Annotated in this window: 18 protein-coding genes and 1 tRNA gene; 11 read left to right on the top strand and 8 right to left on the bottom strand. The window is 61.4% G+C overall.

The features are described from left to right. Positions 1-36 precede the first annotated feature (36 nt). On the top strand, positions 37-1,944 hold the full coding sequence (locus BUA36_RS02155; RefSeq protein ID WP_072780946.1) for an MFS transporter: 1,908 nt from the start codon (positions 37-39) through the stop codon (positions 1,942-1,944). A gap of 162 nt (positions 1,945-2,106) precedes the next feature. Next, positions 2,107-2,856: a hypothetical protein gene (locus tag BUA36_RS02150; RefSeq protein ID WP_202413452.1), complete on the top strand. Its 750-nt coding sequence runs from the start codon at positions 2,107-2,109 to the stop codon at positions 2,854-2,856. Here the strand turns inward: BUA36_RS02150 and BUA36_RS02145 are convergent, their stop codons facing one another. The 3 genes from BUA36_RS02145 to BUA36_RS02135 form a co-directional block, all read right to left on the bottom strand. Continuing rightward, positions 2,857-4,386, bottom strand: coding sequence for a hybrid sensor histidine kinase/response regulator (locus BUA36_RS02145; protein WP_072780944.1), 1,530 nt, complete (start codon positions 4,384-4,386; stop codon positions 2,857-2,859). Between the two features lie 2 nt (positions 4,387-4,388). Next, positions 4,389-5,885 carry an ATPase domain-containing protein gene (locus BUA36_RS02140; RefSeq protein ID WP_072780943.1) on the bottom strand — a complete coding sequence of 499 codons (1,497 nt, stop codon included), beginning with the start codon at positions 5,883-5,885 and terminating at the stop codon, positions 4,389-4,391. Between the two features lie 100 nt (positions 5,886-5,985). Further along, on the bottom strand, positions 5,986-8,136 hold the full coding sequence (locus BUA36_RS02135) for a diguanylate cyclase domain-containing protein (RefSeq protein WP_072780941.1): 2,151 nt from the start codon (positions 8,134-8,136) through the stop codon (positions 5,986-5,988). 202 nt (positions 8,137-8,338) lie between these two features. Between BUA36_RS02135 and BUA36_RS02130 the strand changes: the two genes are divergently transcribed. From BUA36_RS02130 to BUA36_RS02110, 5 genes are all read left to right on the top strand, one after another. Then, the gene (locus tag BUA36_RS02130; protein ID WP_072780940.1) at positions 8,339-9,547 is read left to right on the top strand and encodes an efflux RND transporter periplasmic adaptor subunit; all 1,209 of its coding nucleotides are present in this window, start codon (positions 8,339-8,341) and stop codon (positions 9,545-9,547) included. Between the two features lie 11 nt (positions 9,548-9,558). Beyond that, a complete protein-coding gene (locus BUA36_RS02125) occupies positions 9,559-12,690 on the top strand; it encodes an efflux RND transporter permease subunit (RefSeq protein WP_072780938.1) in 3,132 nt (1,043 codons plus the stop codon). Position 12,691: 1 nt separating this feature from the next. Then, entirely contained in the window at positions 12,692-14,128 is a 1,437-nt protein-coding gene (adeC, locus tag BUA36_RS02120; protein WP_072780937.1) for an AdeC/AdeK/OprM family multidrug efflux complex outer membrane factor, read from the top strand. 90 nt (positions 14,129-14,218) lie between these two features. Next, positions 14,219-14,830, top strand: a complete 612-nt coding sequence (locus BUA36_RS02115; protein WP_072780935.1) for a TetR/AcrR family transcriptional regulator — start codon at positions 14,219-14,221, stop codon at positions 14,828-14,830. Between the two features lie 86 nt (positions 14,831-14,916). After that, the gene (locus BUA36_RS02110; protein WP_072780934.1) at positions 14,917-15,624 is read left to right on the top strand and encodes a fumarylacetoacetate hydrolase family protein; all 708 of its coding nucleotides are present in this window, start codon (positions 14,917-14,919) and stop codon (positions 15,622-15,624) included. Between the two features lie 5 nt (positions 15,625-15,629). On the opposite strand, the gene BUA36_RS02105 is transcribed toward BUA36_RS02110, so the two are convergent. After that, a complete protein-coding gene (locus BUA36_RS02105; protein ID WP_072780932.1) occupies positions 15,630-16,376 on the bottom strand; it encodes an SIR2 family NAD-dependent protein deacylase in 747 nt (248 codons plus the stop codon). Positions 16,377-16,524: 148 nt separating this feature from the next. On the opposite strand from BUA36_RS02105, the gene BUA36_RS02100 reads away from it, so the two are divergent. Both BUA36_RS02100 and BUA36_RS02095 read left to right on the top strand, forming a co-directional pair. Beyond that, positions 16,525-16,601: transfer RNA gene (locus BUA36_RS02100), tRNA-Pro, on the top strand. A 142-nt stretch (positions 16,602-16,743) separates the two neighbouring features. After that, positions 16,744-17,019 carry a hypothetical protein gene (locus BUA36_RS02095; RefSeq protein WP_072780931.1) on the top strand — a complete coding sequence of 92 codons (276 nt, stop codon included), beginning with the start codon at positions 16,744-16,746 and terminating at the stop codon, positions 17,017-17,019. A 244-nt stretch (positions 17,020-17,263) separates the two neighbouring features. Here BUA36_RS02095 and BUA36_RS02090 read toward each other — a convergent pair whose 3' ends face one another. From BUA36_RS02090 to BUA36_RS02075, 4 genes are read right to left on the bottom strand one after another with little or no spacing between them, the layout of a single operon-like run. After that, positions 17,264-17,500: a hypothetical protein gene (locus BUA36_RS02090; RefSeq protein WP_072780930.1), complete on the bottom strand. Its 237-nt coding sequence runs from the start codon at positions 17,498-17,500 to the stop codon at positions 17,264-17,266. Then, a complete protein-coding gene (locus BUA36_RS02085; RefSeq protein ID WP_072780928.1) occupies positions 17,491-18,069 on the bottom strand; it encodes a TadE/TadG family type IV pilus assembly protein in 579 nt (192 codons plus the stop codon). The genes BUA36_RS02090 and BUA36_RS02085 overlap by 10 nt, the downstream gene beginning before the upstream one ends. After that, positions 18,056-18,487 (bottom strand): TadE family protein, encoded by a 432-nt coding sequence (locus tag BUA36_RS02080; RefSeq protein WP_072780927.1) that lies wholly within the window; start codon positions 18,485-18,487, stop codon positions 18,056-18,058. Before BUA36_RS02080 ends, BUA36_RS02085 begins: the two co-directional genes overlap by 14 nt. Beyond that, on the bottom strand, positions 18,484-19,962 hold the full coding sequence (locus BUA36_RS02075) for a pilus assembly protein TadG-related protein (protein ID WP_072780925.1): 1,479 nt from the start codon (positions 19,960-19,962) through the stop codon (positions 18,484-18,486). Before BUA36_RS02075 ends, BUA36_RS02080 begins: the two co-directional genes overlap by 4 nt. A 126-nt stretch (positions 19,963-20,088) precedes the next feature. On the opposite strand from BUA36_RS02075, the gene BUA36_RS02070 reads away from it, so the two are divergent. Both BUA36_RS02070 and BUA36_RS02065 read left to right on the top strand, forming a co-directional pair. Beyond that, positions 20,089-20,454 carry a VOC family protein gene (locus BUA36_RS02070; protein ID WP_072780923.1) on the top strand — a complete coding sequence of 122 codons (366 nt, stop codon included), beginning with the start codon at positions 20,089-20,091 and terminating at the stop codon, positions 20,452-20,454. A 230-nt stretch (positions 20,455-20,684) separates the two neighbouring features. Beyond that, positions 20,685-21,950 (top strand): ABC transporter substrate-binding protein, encoded by a 1,266-nt coding sequence (locus BUA36_RS02065; protein WP_072780922.1) that lies wholly within the window; start codon positions 20,685-20,687, stop codon positions 21,948-21,950. Positions 21,951-21,976: the final 26 nt, after the last annotated feature.

Genomic DNA, 21,976 nt, shown 5'->3' with positions numbered 1-21,976 from the left:
TTATAATCCGCTCAATCTTACCGAAATGGAACGGATATGAGCCAGCCCAATCAGTTTTCCCTGCTGAAGCAACGCCGCTTCGCGCCTTTTTTCTGGACCCAGTTTTTAGGCGCGTTCAACGACAATCTGTTCAAGACCGCACTGGTGGTCATCATCACGTTCGATGCGCTGAGCTGGACCACGCTGGCGCCATCGACCATCACCAACCTGATTCCCGGCCTGTTCATTCTGCCGTACGTGCTGTTCTCCGCCACGGCAGGACAGCTGGCCGACAAGTTTGAAAAATCGCGCTTGACGCGCTTCGTCAAATGGCTCGAAGTCGGCATCATGTGCCTGGCCGGCATTGGCTGGGTCACGCATCATCTGTGGCTGCTGATTGCTGCGGTGGTGGGTATGGGTGTGCACTCGACGCTGTTTGGTCCCGTCAAATATGCTTACTTGCCGCAGCAGCTCAAGCCGGAAGAACTCATCGGCGGCAACGGCGTGACCGAGATGGGGACTTTTGTCGGCATCCTGATGGGCGAGGTGCTGGGTGCGGTGCTGGTGGTGCAGCAGCCGCATGGCCTGATGCTGGAAGCGGCTGCCACGATTCTGGTCGCCGGCCTGGGCGTGGCTGCGGCGTACCGGATTCCCAATTCGCCCGCACCGGCACCGGATCTCAAGATCAGCTGGAACTTCATCGGTGAATCCATCCGCAACATCAACTTCTCCCGTAAGAACCGCTCGGTGTTCCTGTCCATGCTGGGCAACTCGTGGTTCTGGTTCTACGGCGCGCTGGTGCTGGCGCAGTTCCCCGTGTACGCCAAGGATTATCTGCATGGCGATCATGGCGCTTTCGTGCTGTTGTTGACGATCTTCTCGCTGGGCGTGGGCAGCGGTTCGCTGCTGTGTGAGCGCCTGTCCGGCCACAAGGTGGAAATTGGCCTGGTGCCGTTTGGCTCGATCGGCCTGACGGTGTTTGGCGTGGATTTGTATTTCGCCAGCCTGGCCTTCCATGAAAGCGCGATGGCGCTGGCGGCTGGGCCGCATCTGGATGCGCTGGCCCTGCTGGCGCATCATGGCATGTGGCGCATCCTGTTTGACGTGCTGATGATCGGCATGTTCGGTGGCTTCTTCATCGTGCCACTATTTGCGCTGATCCAGCTGCGCTGCGATCCGGCCCACATCTCGCGCACCATCGCCGGCATGAATATCCTGAACGCGCTGTTCATGGTGGCGGCAGCCGGCCTGGCGATTGTGCTGCTGGGTCAGGGCCTGTCGATCCCGCAGCTGTTCCTGGTGACGGCCGTGCTGAATGCCGTTGTGGCGCTCTACATCTTCTCGCTGGTGCCGGAATTCCTGATGCGCTTCCTGGCCTGGCTGCTGATTCACACCATCCACCGCGTGCACACGGTGGATGCGCAGCGTATTCCTGCGGAAGGCGCGGCGGTACTGGTGTGTAACCACGTGAGCTATGTCGATGCGATCGTGATTGGCGCTGCGTCGCCGCGGCCTATCCGTTTTGTGATGGACCACCGCATCTTCAAGCTGCCGCTGCTAGGCTGGATCTTCCGCACGGCGCGCGCGATTCCGATTGCACCAGCCAAGGAAGACCCGTGGCTGATGGAGAAGGCCTACATCGATATCGCCCAGGCACTGCACGAAGGCGACCTGGTTTGCATCTTCCCGGAAGGGCAGCTCACGCGCACCGGCGACATCAACGAATTCAAGGGCGGCATCGCCAAGATCGTCGAACGCACCAAGGTGCCGGTGATTCCAATGGCGCTGCGCGGCCTGTGGGGCCATATGCTGAGCCGTAACAAGGAAAACGTCTTCGAACGCGCTTTCCGCAGCGGCCTGCGTTCGCGCCTGTCGCTTGCCGTCGGCGTGCCGGTGGCGCCGCAGGACGTCACGCCGGAGGACCTGAAACAGCGCGTCGCAGCGCTGCGCGGGGACTGGAAATAACGCTGGAAATAATGTCGCTTTTACCAAATCTGCCATGTCATAGACGTTAAAAATTGTAACTTACCACCGGTTACAAATTACTTTTTTGTCTTTACAAGTTTTCCGTAGACTTCGCTTCGGCGCTTCACGAGAGCGTCGCGAAAATCACCAGGGGAAAACAATATGCAGAAATACACCAGCATCTCCGCGCTGGCGTTGGCGCTCGCGCTGACCGCTTGCGGCGGGTCCGACAACACCTCCACCAAGCAGCCGGTTGGCTCGCCGGCTCCAGCGCCAGCGCCGACGCCAACCGCGTCCACCATCACCATCGATTTCAACAAGGGCATCGATGGCTGGACCGCCGGCGTCGCCGATTACCACGATGGCACTGAGCCAACTGAAACCGGCGCTGGCTGGTCCAAGCTGCCGGTGCCATTCACGGGCATGGGCTACTATATGCGATCGCATAACAACAGCGATGACGTGTTCACCTACGCCAAGCGCCAATTCAGCGGCTTTGTGCCGAATGCGAAGTACAACCTGACCATTGAAATGAGCTATGTCACCAGCGCGTCCAACGGCTGCATGGGTGTTGGCGGTGCGCGGGGCGAGGCCGTCTTCATGGTGGGCGCGGCGATTGATTTCGAGCCCAAGCTGGTCAAGGGCAGCGACGGCCGCTATGTGCTGAACTTCGATCACGGCGACCAGGGCAACTCGGGCAAACAAGGCAAGGTGCTGGGCCGCCAGGGTATCGATGGACTGGAGTGCGATGGCACCGCTTACGGCAAGGCCACCCGCAAGTCGGACGAGGTGATCCCTGTGCAGGCCGACATGGACGGCAAGTTCTGGATCGTGCTGGGCACCGACTCGGCATTCGAAGGCACCAACGATCTGTATCTGACTGGCGCGGTCGTCAACGTCAAGCCGCAGTAACTAGCGCGCCGCCTGGACCTGGTCGCGGTTGTGCCGCGCGCCAGCCAGGCGGACGATTTGTTCCAGTTCGACGGGCTTGACCAGATGATGGTCGAAGCCCGCCTCCATGGTGCGCCGGCGTGCATCGCCCTGGCCCCAGCCGGTCAGGGCCAATAGCAGGATGCGTTCGGCGCCCGGCATCTGGCGGATGGCGCGCGCGGTTTCATAGCCGTCCATGCCGGGCATGCCGAGGTCCATGATGACCATGTCGGGCGCCTGCTTTTCAACGGCGATGATGGCGGCGGCGCCGTCATACACGGCATACGCGTCAAAGCCGTCGATCTCCAGCAGGGCTGTCAATGAATCGGCGGCGTCCTGGTTGTCGTCGACCACCAGCACCTGCATTTTATGGCCGTCCGTACCTGCTTCCTGCGTTAGCGGAACGGGCTGGCGGCTATCGCCGCTATCCAGCACCGGTAAGCGAATCACGAACTCACTGCCTTTTCCCGGGCCTTCACTGTAGGCTTCGACGGTCCCGCCGTGCATTTCAGCGAACTCGCGCGAAAGACTCAGACCGATGCCCAGGCCACTGGAGAACTGGCCATTGACGGTTTTGCTTTGCTCGAACATGCGGAAGATGCGCGGGATGGTTTCGGCATCGAGACCAATACCGTTGTCGCGGATGTTGACCAGCAGCTCATGACCGTCAATACCCGCGCGTACCACCACATGCCCGCCTTGTGGCGTGAACTTCACGGCGTTGGACAGGATGTTGGCGTAGATCTGCACCACGCGTGCATAGTCGATATTCAGCATCACTTCGTTCGGCGGTAGTTGCCAGGCAATGTGGATGCGCTTGTCATCCGCCGCCTGCAGGCACAATTCACTGACGTGGCTCATCACCGATGCCAGCGACACCAGCTGCTTTTGCAATCTGATCTTGCCGCTGGTGATACGCGCCACGTCAAGCAGGTCGTCCACCAGGCGCGTGAGCAGGCGTACCTGGCGTTCGACCATATCGCGGATGCGCGTTACCGGTGCGGCGTTTGGATACAGGTGCGCCAGCAGCGAGACCGACGTGCGTATCGGTGCCAGCGGATTGCGCAGCTCATGTCCCAGGCTGGCGAGGAATTCGTCCTTGCGCCGTGCTGCTTCACGCGCCTGGTACTGTTTGTTGCGGGCGCGTAGCGTGGCGTGCAGCGCGGTGATCAATGTCAGGGTGCGTACCGGACGCTCCATCAGGCTCAGATTGCCCAATCCGGTCACCGCTTGCCGCACGCTGGGCGAGTCGGCGCCGTTATGGGTCAATAAAATGATGGGCAAGTCGGACCAATCGGGCTGGCTTGCAACGCAACTTTGTAACAATTGATAAGCGCCCGGCGCCAGGGCTTCCTCCACTGTGAGTACCGCACCAGCGCCCAGCGCCAGTTGCTGTTCCAGGTCCTTCAGCGTCACGCAGACATGGCTGTCGATGGCGGCCATGGCCAGCACCTTGGCGGCCAGCGGTGCATCCTGGCCGGTGGGCGCATAAATCAGGATGCGCGCTTCCATGCTTATTTGCCAGTAAATGCGCTATCACCAGCGGCGCCATGATAAGTGGGCACGCCGGTCAGGACGCCGTGGAAGTCTTTGAGCACCGGCCCCACGCGCAGGCCGTCTTTGCCAATTTCAAAACGGCGGATAGTGCGTTCGTGCGAACTGCCACGTTTTTTGAAGACGGAGATGGCCTGACGGACTTCGCCATCAGCTTCAAAGTAGCGCAGCATGATGACGTTGTCGGCCAGGTAGCTGGCGTCGACGGCGTTGGTCATGCCGACTCCCAGCATGCCTTGCTGTACGCCGACGATGATACTGACCACGCCACGCTGGCCCAGATAGGTCAGCAGCTCGTGGAGGTAGATGACGAGGAAGCGTTCATCCGGCACGGCATTCAGATAGCCATTCAAGCTGTCGATGACGACGACACGCGCGCCGTCATCCACCGACTGCATGACGGCCGTGGAAAATTCTCCGGGCGACAGTTCGGCCGGGTCGATCTGCTGGATGCTGAGCAGGCCTTTATCGATGGCATCCGACAGATGCAGCCCCAGGTTGGCGCAGCGGTTCAGCAGATTGTTGCGTGCTTCTTCAAACAGGAACATGGCACAGCGTTCGCCGCGCTGGGTGGCCGCATACACAAACTGGGCGGCCAGCGAAGACTTGCCGGTGCCGGATGGACCGGTGATCAAGGTGCTCATGCCTTCTTCCAGTCCGCCACCGACCAGGGCATCGAGTGCCGGCATGCCGCTGGAGAGTTGCCGACGCTGGCTGTCTGAGCGGGTATGGGCAGCCACCAGGCGTGGGTGGACATGCAGGCCGCCCTTGACGATCTTGTAGTCATGGGCACCGCCACGGAATTGCACGCCGCGGTATTTGACCACGCGCAGCCGGCGGCGCTCGGCGCCATAGGCCTGATCCACCAGCTCCAGCGTGAGCACCGCGTGGGCGACGCTGCGCACTTGCAGGTCGGTGCTGAGGGCAGTGCGGTCATCAAGGAAAATGGTGGTGCAGTTACGGCTGCTCAGATACTGTTTGAGTGCGAGTACCTGGCGGCGATAGCGCAGCGGACTTTCCGCCAGCAGCTGGAGTTCGGACAGTGAATCAAGCACCACGCGGCGTGGCTGGTATTTGTCGATGGCGGCCAGCAGGCGCTGGGTAGTGCTGCCCAGTTCAATTTCCGATGGATGGAAGATGGTGTACTGCTGTTGCGGGTCGAGTATTTTTTCGTCGGGGATGATTTCCTCGATGTGGATGTGATCCATCCTCCAGCCATGCGATTGCGCTACGCTGCGCAATTCCACGACGGTTTCGGCCAGTGTGATGTACAGCGTGGACTCGCCGTGCCGCACGCCTTCGTTCAGGAACTGCAGCGCCAGGGTGGTCTTGCCGGTGCCTGGTTCGCCTTCCACCAGATACAGCCGGTCCCGTGTCAGGCCGCCGCCCAGTACGGCGTCCAGGCCCGGCACGCCGGTGGCGAGAAAATCGGTAGTCAGGCTGTTTTGCTCTTCCATGGGTAGCATCCAAAACGAAACAAAAGTTATTCTGGATACTACTGGAGTTGGCAGATTGGAGGTGTACGATAGCGTACATATTGCTGTGTAATGTCGCGTATCAGCGGCGTGCGCGCTGTTGTATGCCTTGCTGTTTGTGGCGGTACATGGCGCGGTCGGCGCGGCCCAGTAGCATCTCGATATCCTGTGGATCATCGGGGTGGTGGATGGCGATGCCGATGCTGGCGCTGAGGGTTACCGTTGCGGTCTTGAGCACAAACGGCTGCTGCAATATCGGCAGTAATTTGTCGGCGGCTTCCTGGGCATCGGCGTCACTGTGCAGCATCTCGAGGATAACGACAAACTCATCGCCCGCGAGTCGGCCTACAGTGTCGGTCTTGCGCACTGCGCCGCCGACACGTTCGGCGAACTGGCGCAGCAGTTCGTCGCCTTCGTCGTGACCGTAACGGTCGTTGACCTGTTTGAAGCGGTCCAGGTCGAGGAAGAATACGGCGCAGCTCTGGCGCGAGCGGTTGGCGCGGCGCAGGGCTTCGGGCAGGGCCTGCATCAGCGCGCGGCGATTGGGCAGGCCAGTCAGCGTATCGCGCAGCGCCATGGCTTCCATCGACGCGAACAGCGATTTGCGTTCGCTGATGTCGTGCAGGAAGGCGATGAACAGGTGGCCGCTGCTGCGTGGCACGTAGGCCAGCGAGACTTCCACCGGCAGCTCCTTGCCGTCGCGGTTGTGCAGGGCGAGTTCGACGCGCCGGCTCAGGACCGAGGCCGCGCTGTCGCCACTCTCGGCCAGCAGACGCATATCGCGTTCGTAGGCGCGGCGCAGCAGCGGCGGCAGCATCATCGCGGCCAGCGGCTGGCCGATGACTTCCCTGCGCTGCCAACCCAGCAGTTTTTCCGCTTGCAGATTCCACTCGCGCACCACACCGCCCGGATCGAGCGCGATGAAGGCGTCGTGGGCGTTGTCCAGAATCGCCCGCAGTTCGGCGGCGCGTTCCTGCAGCAGCTGCTGCGTGCTTTGTTCCTGCGCCAGCGCGCGCTCCAGCTGCAAGGCCTTGCGGGCGATTTCACGCGTGCGTTCGGCCACGGTGGATTCCAGCTTCTCGTTCAGCTTGTGCAGCTCGTCGACATGCAGCTGTTCGTTGCGCAGCATTTCGGCCAGGCCGCGCGACAGCACCTGCACTTCGTGATAACTGTCGCTGGGCCGGATCTCGGGCAGCGTGGCGCCGCCCGGCGTGGCCAGGCCGCCTTCAATCGCGCGGCTCAGTGCATTGAGTGGCCGGGTCAGGCGGCGTGCCGCAATCGCGGAGGCAATCGCCATCGCCGAGCCCAGGATCGCGCCCAGCAGCAGGATCTGGCGCTCCAGCGCGCGGGCGCCGGCCAGCGCCAGTTCTTCCGGCTGGCGCACCAGTATCGACCAGGTCAGCGTGGCCGCGTCTTCAGGATTGCCGCTACGCGCGTAGCCGGTCAGGTAGGTTTTGCCATCGGCCCAGGTTTCCTGCAAGGCGCCGGAAGCGCCACTGCGCGCCAGCGTCAGGCTGTCGCTGGTGATCTTCTGTTCTTCCATGCCGCGCGGGCCGAGCATGACGGTGCCGTCGCCGCGCACCACGAAAATGTCGGCTGAATACTGGCGGTCCGCCGGCGCGAAGATGGTCTGCACCATGCGGCGTGCCCAGCCCCAGCTCATGTGCACGCACAGCACGCCGCGGTAGGTGCCGTCCGGGCTGTACACCGGGCCGGCCGCATCGACAAAGCGCCATGGGTCGGCGCTGGCCGGCAGTTTTTTGCCCAGCAGCGTGGCGGGGTGGAAGTCGCCCGCATACAGCTTGTCCTGGCCACCCTTGAACCAGTCACGCTCGCTGACGTTGACGCCCTCCAGCAGGCTCTGGGTGGCGGCGTACACGGTGCCGTCTGGATTGGCCAGGCCGATCCAGGCGTAATCGGGAAAGGTTTTTTGCAGATTTTCCAGCACCTTGCGCACTTCGTCCGGCGAGCGTGTCTGCCGCACCTGCTGCAACTCGGACAATAGCTGCACGTCGCCGACGGCCTTGCGCACCACGCCGTTGAGCGAATCGCGCATTTGCCATGAGAGCTGCTGCAAACGTTGCTCGGCCTCGCGGCGCGCGTAGTTGATGGCGAAATGATCGACCAGCACCAGCAAGGCAAGCACGGTGAGCAGCACCGTGGCGCTGACACCGATGGTGACCAGGGTGGTGAGGCGGGGGCGGGACGTACTGGTGGAAGACGGCAAAGGCATGCGCTGGTGGGCCGAAATGATGTCACACAGAAATTATCTGATTGTAGCACCGGGCCTTGGGCGTACAGCGGTGTCATAGACAAAATCGTCAGCTTAAACCACGCTTAACTTTGCCGCGTTGCACAAGAAAGTTGCTTGACTTAATTAGAATGATCGTTCATTCTATCGTCTGTGCTTAATTTTTATACAGAAAGCTCACTCCATGGAAGCCTTTTTCTGCAAAAAAACTCTGCTGCGGACCGCTGGCGCCGCAGCAATACTCTCCGCAATCGCCGTCCTGGCCGGTTGCTCCAAATCCACGACCGAAGCACCTCACAAGCAGCAGGTGGCGGAAGTGGGCGTTTTCAAAGTGGCGCAGGAAGCGCTGCAAATCACGACCGAACTGCCGGGCCGCACCGCCGCTTATCAGGTGGCTGAAGTGCGCCCGCAGGTCAACGGTCTGATTCAGAAACGCCTGTTTGTTGAAGGCGCCGACGTCAAGGCCGGCGTGGCGCTGTACCAGATCGACCCGGCCATCTATCAGGCGGCCTACAACTCGGCCAAGGCGGCACTGGCCAAGGCCAAGGCCAACCTGATGACCGCCGCGCCGAAAGTGGCGCGTTACAAGGATCTGGTAGCGATTGAAGGCGTGAGCAAGCAAGAGTACGACGACGCCGTCGCCGCGCACGAGCAGGCCAAGGCCGATGTGGAATCGGCCACCGCCGCGCTGGAACAGGCCAAGATCAACCTGGACTACACCCATGTGGACGCGCCAATCAGTGGCCGCATCAGCCGTTCGGCTGTCACGCCGGGTGCGCTGGTGACGGCCAACCAGACCACTGCGCTGACCACCGTGCAGCAACTGGACCCGATCTACGTTGACGTCACCCAGAGCAGCGAAGACATGCTGCGCCTGAAGCGCGAAATCGAATCTGGCGGCCTGAAAAAAGATGGCGGCCAGGCCAAGGTGACGCTGCTGCTGTCCGATGGCACCAAATATGCGGAAGCCGGCAAGCTGCAATTCTCCGACGTGACGGTTGATCCGGGCACCGGCAACGTCACGCTGCGCGCGCTGTTCCCGAATCCTAAGCACGATCTGCTGCCTGGCATGTTTGTGCGTGCAGTGATCGACAGCGGCGTCAATGAACACGCCATCGCCGTGCCGCAGCAGGGCGTGACCCGCAATCCTAAAGGCGAAGCTACTGCGCTGGTGCTGAACAAGGAAGGCAAGGTCGAGCAGCGCATCCTGGTCACCGGCGGTACGCTGGGCGCCAAGTGGCTGGTCAAGTCCGGCCTGAATGACGGCGATCTGCTGATCGTGGAAGGCGTGCAGAAAGTGAAGCCGGGCGCACCGGCCAACGCCGCCAAGCCGGCGTCCAACGTAGCCACCGCCGGCGGCGCAACGCCAGCAAACGCCAAGAGCGCGCAATAAGGAGATAGCACATGTCCCGTTTCTTTATTGATCGCCCGATTTTTGCGTGGGTGGTCGCTATCGTCATTATGCTCGCGGGCGTGATTGCGATTCTCGGCCTGCCGATATCGCAGTATCCAAGCATTGCGCCGCCATCCATCTCGATTAGCGGCTCGTATCCAGGCGCTTCGGCCAAGACGGTGGAAGACGCCGTTACCCAGATCATCGAACAGAAGATGAAGGGTATCGACGGCCTGCGCTATATGTCCTCGTCGTCCGATTCGACCGGTGGCGTCAGCATCACGCTGACCTTCAAGAGCGGCACCAATCCTGACATCGCGCAGGTGCAGGTGCAGAACAAGCTGCAGCTGGCAACGCCGTTGCTGCCAGCCGCCGTTCAGCAGCAAGGTCTGGTGGTTGCCAAGGCCACCAAGAACTTCCTGATGGTGCTGGGCTTCGTATCCGAAGACGGCTCCATGAAGCAGGCCGACATTGGCGACTATGTGGCCGCCAGCGTGATCGATCCGATCTCGCGCGTGGAAGGTGTGGGCGACGTGACCAACTTCGGTTCGCAATACGCCATGCGTATCTGGCTGGACGCGGCCAAGCTGCAAAGCTACCAGCTGACGCCTGCTGACGTCTCCAACGCCATCACCGCGCAGAATACGGAAGTCTCCGCCGGCGAACTGGGCGGCCTGCCTGCCGTCGCCGGCCAGCAGCTGAATGCGACCGTGACCGCGCAAAGCCGTCTGCAAACTGCAGAACAATTCGGCGCGATCCTGCTCAAGACGTCCACCAACGGCGCCACCGTGCACCTGCGCGATGTCGCCCGCATGGAGCTGGGCAGCGAGACCTACAACATCCTGGCCCGTTACAACGGCAAGGCGGCATCCGGTATGGCGATCAAGCTGGCCACCGGCGCCAACGCGCTGGAAACCGCAAACGCCGTCAAAGCTAAAGTCGCCCAGCTGGAGAAGAACTTCCCGCACGGCCTGAAAGCCGTAGTGGCCTTCGACACCACCCCATTCGTCAAACTGTCGATTGAAGAAGTGGTGAAGACGCTGGTGGAAGCCATCATCCTGGTGTTCCTGGTGATGTATCTGTTCCTGCAAAACTTCCGCGCCACGCTGATCCCAACCATGGCGGTGCCGGTGGTGCTGCTGGGTACCTTCGCGATCCTGTCGGCGCTGGGCTACTCGATCAACACGCTGACCATGTTTGCCGTGGTGCTGGCGATTGGCCTGCTGGTCGATGATGCGATCGTGGTAGTGGAAAACGTTGAGCGCGTGATGACGGAAGAGGGCTTGTCGCCGCTGGAAGCGACCCGCAAGTCCATGAGCCAGATCAGTGGTGCGCTGGTGGGTATTGCGATGGTGCTGTCCGCCGTGTTCGTGCCGATGGCCTTCTTCAGTGGTTCGACCGGTGTGATTTACCGCCAGTTCTCGATCACGATTGTGTCGGCGATGGTGCTGTCCGTACTGGTGGCGATGATCTTCACGCCAGCGCTGTGCGCAACCATCCTGAAGCCGGTGGAAAAAGGTCACCACATGACCAACAAAGGTTTCTTCGGTTGGTTCAACCGTACCTTTGACCGCAGCAGCACCAAATACCAGGGCATCGTGGGTTCGATCCTGAACCGCGGCGGCCGTTCGCTGGCCGTGTATGGCCTGATCGTTGCCGTGCTGGCGGTCGTGTTCATGCGCCTGCCGACTTCCTTCCTGCCGGAAGAAGACCAGGGCGTGCTGTTCTCGCAGATTCAGCTGCCGACCGGCGCAACGCAACAGCGTACGCTGAAGGTCATCGAGAAAGTCGAAAACCACTTCCTGACCGAAGAGAAGGATGCCGTGGCTTCCGTGTTCGCCGTGGCTGGTTTCAGCTTCAGCGGCAATGGCCAGAACAGCGGTATCGCCTTCGTGCGGATGAAGGACTGGGCTGAGCGTCCGGGCGCTGCCAACCGCGTCAACGCGATTGTGGGCCGTGCGATGGGCACCTTCTCGCAGATCAAGGATGCGATGGTGTTTGCGTTTGCACCGCCTGCGGTGCTGGAACTGGGTAACGCCAGCGGCTTCGACTTGCAGCTGCAGGATATCGGCGGCGTCGGTCACGAAGCGCTGATGGCTGCGCGTAACCAGATGCTGGGCATGGCGTCGAAGAGCCCTGTGCTGGTCGGCGTGCGTCCTAACGGCCAGGAAGATACACCGCAGTACAAGATCACCGTTGACCAGCAGAAGGCGATTGCCCTCGGCCTGGCGGTGGCGGACGTGAACAAGGTGCTGAGCACCGCCTGGGGGAGCGCTTACGTCAACGACTTCGTGGACCGCGGCCGCGTGAAGAAGGTGTACCTGCAAGGTGCGGCCGAATCGCGCATGACGCCGGAAGATCTGAACAAGTGGTTTGTGCGGAATGCCGATGGCCAGATGGTGCCTTTCTCCGCCTTCACCACCGGTCAGTGGATTTATGCGTCGCCACGCCTGGAGCGTTACAACGGCCTGCCATCGACCGAGATCCTCGGTATGCCGGCACCGGGCCAGAGCTCGGGCACGGCGATGAAGGAAATCGAAAAGCTGGCGGAGCAACTGCCGCCGGGTATCGGCTACGAGTGGACTGGCCTGTCCACCGAGGAACGCGACTCCGGTTCGCAAACCACGCAGTTGTATGCAATCTCGATCCTGATTGTGTTCCTGTGTCTGGCCGCGCTGTATGAAAGCTGGTCGGTGCCGTTCTCGGTGTTGCTGGTGGTGCCGCTGGGTGTGGTCGGTACCGTGCTGGCAACCTGGGGCTTCAAACTGTCGAACGACGTCTACTTCCAGGTCGGCCTGCTGACCGTGATTGGCCTGTCGGCGAAGAACGCGATCCTGATTGTGGAATTCGCCAAAGAGCTGCAAGAGCAGGGCATCGAGTTGAAAGAAGCGACGCTGCAGGCAGTCAAGCTGCGTCTGCGTCCGATCCTGATGACCTCCATCGCGTTTGGCCTGGGCGTGCTGCCGCTGGCGATCAGCAGTGGCGCCGGTTCCGGCAGCCAGAACGCGATCGGCGTGGGCGTGCTGGGTGGGATGCTGTCGGCGACCTTCCTGGGCATCTTCTTCGTGCCGCTGTTCTTTGTGCTGGTGCGCGGCTACTTCGCGCCGAAGAAGGCTGCTCCTGCAACTGTAGAGGTGCATTAATATGAAAAAGTCTTTATTCACGATGGCGGCGCTGGCGATGTTGGCCGGCTGCAGCCTGGCGCCGGTGTATGAACGTCCGGCGCAACCGGTGGCGCAGGCCTGGCCTGCGGGGGATGCCTACAAGGGCGTGCCTGCAGCAGCGGCCGATGCCAAGCCGGTATCGCAAATCCTGTGGCGCGAATACTTCGCCGATGACAAGCTGCGCCAGGTGATTGAGCTGGCGCTGGCCAACAACCGCGATCTGCGCGTCTCGGTGCTCAATATCGAGAAGGCCAAGGCGCAGTACAACATCGACACAGCAGCGCTGCTGCCCAAGCTGTCGGCCAATGTGAACCAGAGCGCATCGCGCACGCCATCAACCATGACCGGCACCGGCGAAGCGGCGATCAACCGCCAGTACAGCGGCGGCCTGACGATGGCGTCGTATGAGCTGGACTTCTTCGGCAAGGTGCGCAACCTGTCGGAAGCCGGTCTGCAAACCTATCTCGGCACCGAAGAGGCGCGCCGCGCGCAGCAGATTACGCTGGTGTCGGAAGTGGCGAATGCCTACATGACGCTGATCGCTGACCAGCAGCGTTTGAAGCTGGCGCAGGAAACCCTGAAGTCGCAGCAGACCACGTATGAACTGAGCCAGAAGCGCTTTGCTTCCGGCGTCGTAGCTGGCACCGATATGTACGATGCGCAGACCAGCGTGGAAACCGCACGTAACGATGCTGCGGTCTACACGGCACAAGTGGCGCTGGACCAGAACGCGCTGGCGCTGCTGGTCGGCAGCGCCGTGCCTGAGAACTTGCTGCCGACGGGTGATTTGAGCGAAGTATCGCAGCTGGCCGCGATTCCGGCCGGCCTGCCATCGGACCTGCTGCAATCACGTCCGGACGTACAGGAAGCGGAACGTTCGCTGCGCGCGGCCAACGCCAATATCGGCGTAGCGCGTGCTGCCTTCTTCCCGAGCATCTCGCTGACGGCATCGGGCGGTAGCGCCAGCCGCACCTTGTCCGGCTTGTTCAAGGCGGGTTCGTCGACCTGGAGCTTTGCGCCGCAAATCAACCTGCCGATCTTTGACGGTGGCGTCAACCGCGCCAACCTGACGATCGCCAAGGCGGACCGCGACATCTCGGTGGCGCAGTACGAGAAAGCGGTACAGACCGCGTTCCGCGAAGTGGCCGATGCACTGGCCACGCGCGGCACGCTGGATGATCGCCTGACGTCGCAGCAGGCGCTGGTGCAGGCTGCTGAGAAAAGCTACACCATCAACGAGGCACGCTATCGCAAAGGTGCGGACTCGTACCTGAACGCGCTGGTGTCGCAACGCGCGCTGTATTCGGCCCAGCAGGGCCTGATTACCACGCGCCTGGCCAAGTCCAGCAACGCCGTCAGCCTGTACAAGGTGCTGGGCGGCGGCTGGCAGCCGGAACTTCCACAGCCAAAAGGCTGACCTTTGGCGGCGGGTGTGGTATCTTGCGCCCGCCGCTAAATTCTCATGTTAAATTGACCATCCCAGGCAAGAATCGACCAAGGACCGCCCATGAACGCCCCCGCCAAACGACGCACAGACCCTGAACGCGCGCAAAGCCGCCGCAATCAGGTATTGCAGGCGGCAGCGGTGTGCTTCGCGCGCAGCGGCTTCCATGGCGCCAGCATGTCCGAAATCTCGAAAGAGGCGGGCATGAGCGCGGGCCACATCTACAACTACTTCGACAGCAAGGAAGCCATCATCATGGCGTTTGTCGATCTGGAAGCGGAGCATGTGACCACGCAGTTGCGTGAACTGGAGAGCAAGGACGATCCGCTGCAATCGATGATTGATGAGGCGCCACGCCATATCGACGAAAACCTGGACCCGCATTTCTTCCAGCTGCCGATGGAGATGTTTGCCGAGGCGGCGCGCAATCCCAAGATCGCCGAGGCGATGCGTGCGGCGGATGTGTCGGCGATGGAGCGCTTCCGTCCCCTCATCAAGCGCGAGCGCGAGCGGCGCGGCCTGGCGGTGGACGATGCGCTGCTCGAAGGCCGCATTGACACGCTGGTGTCGCTGTTCCATGGCTTGCCGATCCGGGCGCTGCATCGCCCGCACCTGAACCGTGACTCGCTGATCGAAGGCTACCGCGTGGCCCTGAAGGCGCTGCTGCTGACCTGATTTGTCTCGTATTGTTTCGCGTGCCTGCATGCTGGCCGCTGCTGTTGTACCATGCCTGATGTCTCTTATCTGACTATTGGAGCATCATGACTTCCTACGTAATTCCCGCCCATGACATCGTTGGCCTGCCGGTGGCCGGCACGTCCGACCTGTTCCCTGTCCGCCGCGTCTACTGCGTTGGCCGCAACTACGCCGGCCATGCGCGTGAAATGGGCTCGGACCCGGACCGCGAGCCGCCATTCTTCTTCTGCAAACCAGGCGACGCGCAAGCTGTGGTGCCGGCGGCGCCTAACCGCGTGCTGGAGCTGCCATATCCGCCAGCGACCAGCAATCTGCATTATGAATGTGAGCTGGTGGTGGCGATTGGCAAAGGTGGTGCGAATATTTCGGTGGAAGACGCTGCATCGCACATCTTTGGCTACGCCGTGGGCTTCGACATGACGCGCCGCGACCTGCAATTCAAGATGCGCGATGCGGGCCGTCCGTGGGAAATCGGCAAGGCGTTCGACTTCTCCGCGCCAATCGGCCTGATTCACCGCGCGGCGGAGGCGGGCGATATCAACAACGCCGCAATTCAGCTCGATGTGGATGGCGTGACCAAACAGTCCTCCGCCATCTCGCATCTGATCTGGTCCATCAGCGAAACCATGGCCAACCTGTCGACGCTGTTCACGCTGGCGCCGGGTGACCTGATTTTCAGCGGCACGCCGGAAGGTGTGGGCGCGGTGGTGCGTGGCCAGGTATTGGAAGGCAAGGTCGAAGGCCTGTCGCCGATCACTGTCAAATTGGTATAAATCGTTTATAGCAGCGCGTCTATCGCGGCCAGTGCCGCGAGGGCGCCTGCTGCCAGCCCGACATCCTTGGTGCTGGCCACCTGTGGTTCGCGTGGATTGATGCGGACCATGCGGCCATTGCGGTGCTGGAGCACCGTCTGGCCGAAATGGCGTACCGATGGTATCGCCACGCCTGCGCCCAGTTCAATCACCAGCGGACGCTGCGCCTTGTGCAGCAGCGCGTGCAGACGTCGTTCCTGTTGTGCGGAGCGTCCTTCGTTCCATCCCCAATCCCCAAACATCAGAATATTTGGCCGCGCCATATTGCCGCAATGAGGGCAGGTCGGCGCTGCGCTAAGCAAGCGGCACGCATCATTGTCGACTTGTGGTGCATAGTCCTGGGCACTCCAGATATGCCCGCCGCACGGTTCAAGGCATTGCAGATGATGGATAGAGCCATGGCATTCATAAATGCGTTGCCCGTCAAAACCGGCCGCCTGAAAATGGCCATCCACATTGCTGGTAAAGACGCCATACCCATGCGCCATCCGCTCGCCCCATTTTTTCAGCAGGCCGAAGCCCGCGTGCGGGATGGTGGCGCGATACAAATTGAGCCGGTGCCCATAAAATCCCCAGGCCAGCGTTGGGGCGTCTTGGAAAGTGGCGGGCGACGCCGCGCTGGTGAACTCCATTCCCGCCCGGCCTAATGCCGGATAGGCTTTCCAGAAACCCTGGTTGCCGCGAAAATCCGGCAAGCCAGAATCCACGCCCATGCCCGCTCCGGCCGCTACGATCAGCAAATCAGCCTGATGGAGGAGGGCGGCGGCGTGGGCAAGATCAGCAGGATTCATGACGGCTATGGTAGCTGCACAAAGCAAACATGACAAATACTTAAACCCGCTGCTATAATTAGCTGTTCGTCGGGGCGTAGCGCAGCCTGGTAGCGTACGTGCATGGGGTGCACGGGGTCGGAGGTTCGAATCCTCTCGCCCCGACCAACACTAAAGAAATCAAAGACTTAGGCCAATCACATGATTGGCCTTTTTCTTTTGTGCTGCGCTTCGAATCGACGATTGGGTATAAGATTTTTGACAAAACCAGTCATTCCGCCCCGCCTGCAGCCCCACGGAAGAAATCATCATGGAAGACTTTGCTCACAACCTGGATGCTGAATATTTGTGGAATCGCCGCGCAGCGATCCAATTGCGTGCGCTGATGAATCGTATTTATTATCAGGAGCGGCAGCGTATTTTCGAACTGAGAGAGGGGCTGGTTAAAGTGATTGCCATTTTGTGTGGCTCGCTTGCGTTTGCCAGAATCGCAGATCCTGGCTTGGTGCAATGGTGTGCCGCAGTCATCACAATTAGTAGTGCCAGCCTCGCTGGTGTTCGGGTTTGGTACAAAGGCGAGAGATAGTGCCCGGCGAAGTTCTGAATGGGCGGCGCGGTGTAATGAAATTGAGGCTGATGAGCCTGCCACCCATGCTGGCCTGATGGAGCGCTGTTATCAGCGAGCCTGTGCTTCTTTGGGGCAGATACCCGAAGGTCAATCAGCATTGCCCTTTTGGCAGCGATATTTCCCTGCCGTGCTTATTCAATAAATCAAGATGCGGGCCACCCGGTGTCGCCTGGGCCGTTTGCTGATTCACTCTATCGCCCCGTCACAGGCCGAATTTCTTCAGCAGAAGGGGGAGTAACTGCGCCAGTATCACGGTGGTGGCTACCCACACAATGATGCTGTTTTTAGCTTCGGCCAAGTCCGCTTTGGTGACGTAGTTCGACTTGATGACGGTCAGATCAATCTTTATTGCCGCCACGTCGGCTTCAAGTTTTTCAATCAACGCTTCCATTTTTTGATAATAGGCCGGCATCTCTTCATCGTCAAATTTCACGGGCATAACGTGTTCCCGGGCTGGTAGCCAAGGGACTCGGCTTTGCTGATGGTGGTGGCGGTGGGCAGGGCGTGGCTAAGGCCGGTGAGCGGGAAGAAGGGCCTGTAGCGGACTTCATCGCAGTCGGTGCCGGGCGCGCACAGGCGGGCTCGGACGAAGCGGATACAACTGCTGCCATTGGGGTTGGCGATGCAGTTGATGTGTACGCGTGCCGGGCAGGCGGGCAGACTGGCGGTGGGGATGGGCGTCATGGCCAGGCTACCGTTGGCGTTGCGGGTGAGGGCCAGGTAGTCGATGCGGATGTGGGCGTCGGTGACGGGGTCGCCTAGTGGCAGCAGGCCGCTGCTGTCGCGCAGAATGGCGGCCTGGCGGACGCTGTCCATCACTGCGGGATTGCTGAAGTCGCTGACTGCTGCAGCATAGGCGGCGCGGCGCGTGACTTCCTGCAGGGTGTTCCAGACGTACACCACGCGCGCGAGCTCTATCACGAAGAACAGCACGGTGAAGAAGATCACTGCGCTGAGCGCGAATTCGGCCGTGGTGGCGCCGCGTTGATGGTGTTTAGTAGCCGACATAGCGCATGGTGTGGCTGATATATAGCCGCTGAGTGGGCAGGTCTGGCGCATAGCCGGGCAATATATTGGGTATCTGTACAACGATGGTCACGGTGACCTGTGCAGGCAAGGCGCCGGTGAGTCCGGGGCAAGGCGTGCCATCACAAGTCAGAAATACCAATGCATCGCCCGCCATCGCATCCAGTTCAGTCAGCACCATGTTCTGGGTCAGGTTGAGCTCATGGCCAAGCATGGTGGTGTTTCTGATGTTGGCGGCGGCAACGCTGGCCAGATAACGCGCGCCATCGCGAGCGGCTTTTTGCGCGACGTCGTAGTTGTAGGTGATGCGCCCGTAGAACAAGACGATGGTCAACATGGTCAGCAGTACAGGTAGCACTAATGCCAGCTCCAGTACGACGGCGCCACGTTGCCGCTTCATCGCTGTAGCTCCACTGCGCCCGGCAGCGATGATGGCGCCGCCACACCGGCAAACTCGGCGGGGAGGCTGGTCGCCGTCGCGGGCACGGTCATGAAAAAGCGTCCCACGCCCAGCACGCTGGCCTGCGTAGTTGCCCCGGCCGGCACAGGGCACGACAGCAGCGCAACGTTGAGTACACGCCGTCTGGACAGGCCGGGCTGGTGCGCAGCCGATGGCGCCAGGTAGTTGCCGCCGCTGGTGGTGCTATACGGCGTAGAGCTCGCCTGTGCAGATGGATAGCCCACCGCTGCTGGCGGCCCCGGCGTGTACAGGGTCGACCACGCGCTGGTGCTGAAGCTGTTGTAGCCATTGGCTGGTTCTACTGGCGATGCGGTGTAGGTGGAATAGGGCACGGCCTTGGCGAAAGCCCACAGCGGCCCATACAGCGGCGCGGTGTTGCTGGGATCGCCGGGAAGCGGGTCGGCGCGTGTCCACAGCCGGGTGCCGGCATTGGTCCAGCTCGCGGCGGTTTGTGTCGTGGCCGCTGTACTCATCCAGGTGATGCTGGGGTAGCTGTAAGTGCGGATGTTGCTGTCGGGCGGCGCGCCTTCCGGTGTGCAGTTGCCGCCGCTGTAGTTGTCGAAGCGCGAATTCAGATGCGTGTACAACGCGGCCAGCGGAAAGCCGCGCTGCACGTGCAGGGCGCCACCCATCACGCTGCTCATGAGCATACTGCCGGCGCAGACAAACGGCCCGACTGTCGCTGTACCAAAGTTGGCCGACGATCCCGCCATGCCCGGTGGTGACAGGGGATCGATGAGGAAATTCGCCGGCGTAGTGCCGTTGGGATTCAGGTTCATCAGGTCATAAGCGACGCCACGGCGAAAGCCAAACTCCACCAGCTCGTTGTACGTGCTGCTGCCGCTGTTGGCGCGTGAAGCGGCCGCAGTTGGCGCTTGCGCGCAGATGGCCAGCGGCGTGACCTGGATGCTCAGCCTTCCCGCCACCGCGCGCGCCGGCGCCTGGATCACCGATGGCGCGTTGCCGCTAAAACGCATGAAGATGGTGGCCACGCTGCTCACCGTCGCGTCCAGTGCGGCGGTATCGACTTTCGCAAACAACATGCTGGTCGGCGCGGACTGCGCGCCCGCCGCATCGACCCATCCCACATCCGGCGTGCTGGATGCGGCGGCAAAGCGCAGCGCTGCACTGGACCATGGAACGGACTGCTTGTTGTACTGGTAGGGATAATTCTGCGCGGCGCTGGCAGCCGCCGCGACGGCGTTGTTGATGCCGGCCACCGTCCCGTTGAGTTCGCGGGCGGCAGCTAGCGCAGCAGTGTCCGCCAGCGCCTGCAATTCGGCCTTGCGGTTGTAGACCAGCGCCAGGTCCAGCGCCAGTCCGGCCATGCTCAGCAAGGCCATCACCATCAGCGTGAACAGGATGGCGATGACGCCGCGTTGGCGTGCCGGGCGGGGATAGGGGAGAGGGCGCATGCGTCCGATTCTATCCAGCAGGAAACATCAGCATTTGATGCGGCACAAGGGGCAACGCTCCTGACAGAAACTGTCACGCCCCTCTCGTAACATAGTTTCATTGCCAACCTTGATCGGAGAATAAAAATGAGCCCAGACTATGTCCTGTTGTATGTTGATAATCCTGCCGCCAGCGGCGAGTTCTATGCAGACCTGCTGAACGTGCAGCCGGTGGAAACCTCGCCGACCTTTGTGCTGTTCGTGCTGCCGTCCGGCCTCAAGCTGGGCCTGTGGTCGCGCCACACGGCGGAACCGACCGTGCAAGCCTTCGCCGGCGGCAGCGAGCTGGCATTTGCGGTGCCGGACCGTAGCGTGGTCAACGATATGTACGCCGACTGGTCGGCGCGCGGCCTGGCGATTGCCCAGCGGCCAGTCGCCATGGACTTCGGCTTCACTTTCGTGGCGCTGGACCGCGATGGCCACCGCCTGCGCGTGCTGGCGCTGGAAAACTGAAACCAGGCGTATGAAATCCGGTGAAAGGGGGCTACGGCCCCCTTTTCCGTTGACACTCAAAATCATTGGGTGCTATATTTTGAACCGTGATTGGGAACGTTTCCAATCTGTTGGGCGCTCACCCTCGTCTCTTCGCCCCGCGAAGTTGCCGGCGCCTTGGGCGGCGCCGGTTTTTTTCCCGGCAGGAAGACGGTAGTATCTGGCATCACCATAAAAAATACGGAGACTGGATGACCAAGCAGAGTACGGGCGCATCGCGCATCGCATGGACCTTGCTCGCTTCGCTGGCGCTGTGCGCCACCGGCAAGGCTAGCGCGGCAGCCGCCGCAGCCGCCCCCAAGGCGGAGGTGATGCACTGGTGGACCTCCAGCAGCGAATCGGCCGCCGTGCGCAAGTTTGCCGACGCCTTCCGCGCCGCCGGCGGCGTGTGGGGCGATACCGCGATTGCGGGCGCGGACCAGGCCAAGGCTGTGGCCATCAACCGCATCGTCGGCGGCAATCCACCGACCGCCGCGCAGTTCAACACCACCAAACAATTCCGCGATCTCATCGATCAGGGCTCGCTCAACAACGTCGATGATATCGCCGCGCGGGATCGCTGGGATCAGCTGATGCCGCAGCCGGTGCTGGATGTTATCAAGGTCAAGGGCCATTTCTATGCGGTGCCGGTGGACATCCATATGTCGACCTGGATCTGGTATTCGAAAGCGGCGTTCAAAAAAGCCGGCATCACGAAAGAACCGGCTACGCCGGACGAGCTGTTTGCCGCGCTGGACAAGCTCAAGGCGGCCGGCCTGGTTGGCCTGGCGCATGGCGGCCAGCCATGGCAGGAGAACATCCTGTTCCAGGCCATGCTGGCCAATGTCGGCGGCAAGGACTTGTATTTGCAGGTGCTGCGCGACCGCAATCCCAAGGCTATCAATTCGGAAGCCTTTAAAAAAGTGCTGCTGGCCTTCAAGCGTTTGCAAAGCTATGTCGATGCCGGTTCGCCTAACCGCAACTGGAATGACGCTACCGCCATGCTGATTAGCGGCCGCGCCGGTGTGCAGATCATGGGCGACTGGGCCAAGGGCGAATTCGCCGCCGCCAAACAGACGGCGGGCAAAGACTTCGGCTGTATTCCCGGTCTCGGCGCGAACGTCCCCTATCTGATTCAGGGCGACGCGTTCGTCTTCCCGAAAACCAGCAATGCCGATGCGGTGCGTGCGCAGAAGCTGCTGGCAACCACCATGCTGGCGCCGGGCGCGCAGCTGGAGTTCAACAAGATCAAGGGTTCCCTGCCGATTCTGAGCAACGTCGATACCTCGACCATGGACGTCTGCGCGCAGGCTGGCATGGCCATCCTCAAGGATAAATCCCGTGCGGTCGGCATGATCGAGGTGTTCCTCACGCCCGACCAGAATGGCGCCTTGCAGGACGTGCTGACCACGTTCTGGAACACACGCATGCCGGTGGAAAGAGCGCAGAAGGGGATTGCATCTGCGCTGCAGGACTAATTGGGCTAAAGTGGTCTGCTTGTCAT

Origin of the sequence: Duganella sacchari, assembly GCF_900143065.1 — a bacterium.
GTDB lineage: Bacteria > Pseudomonadota > Gammaproteobacteria > Burkholderiales > Burkholderiaceae_D > Rugamonas > Rugamonas sacchari.
Note: the sequence above shows the minus strand (reverse complement) of the source record. Positions and strands in the feature narration are given on the sequence as shown.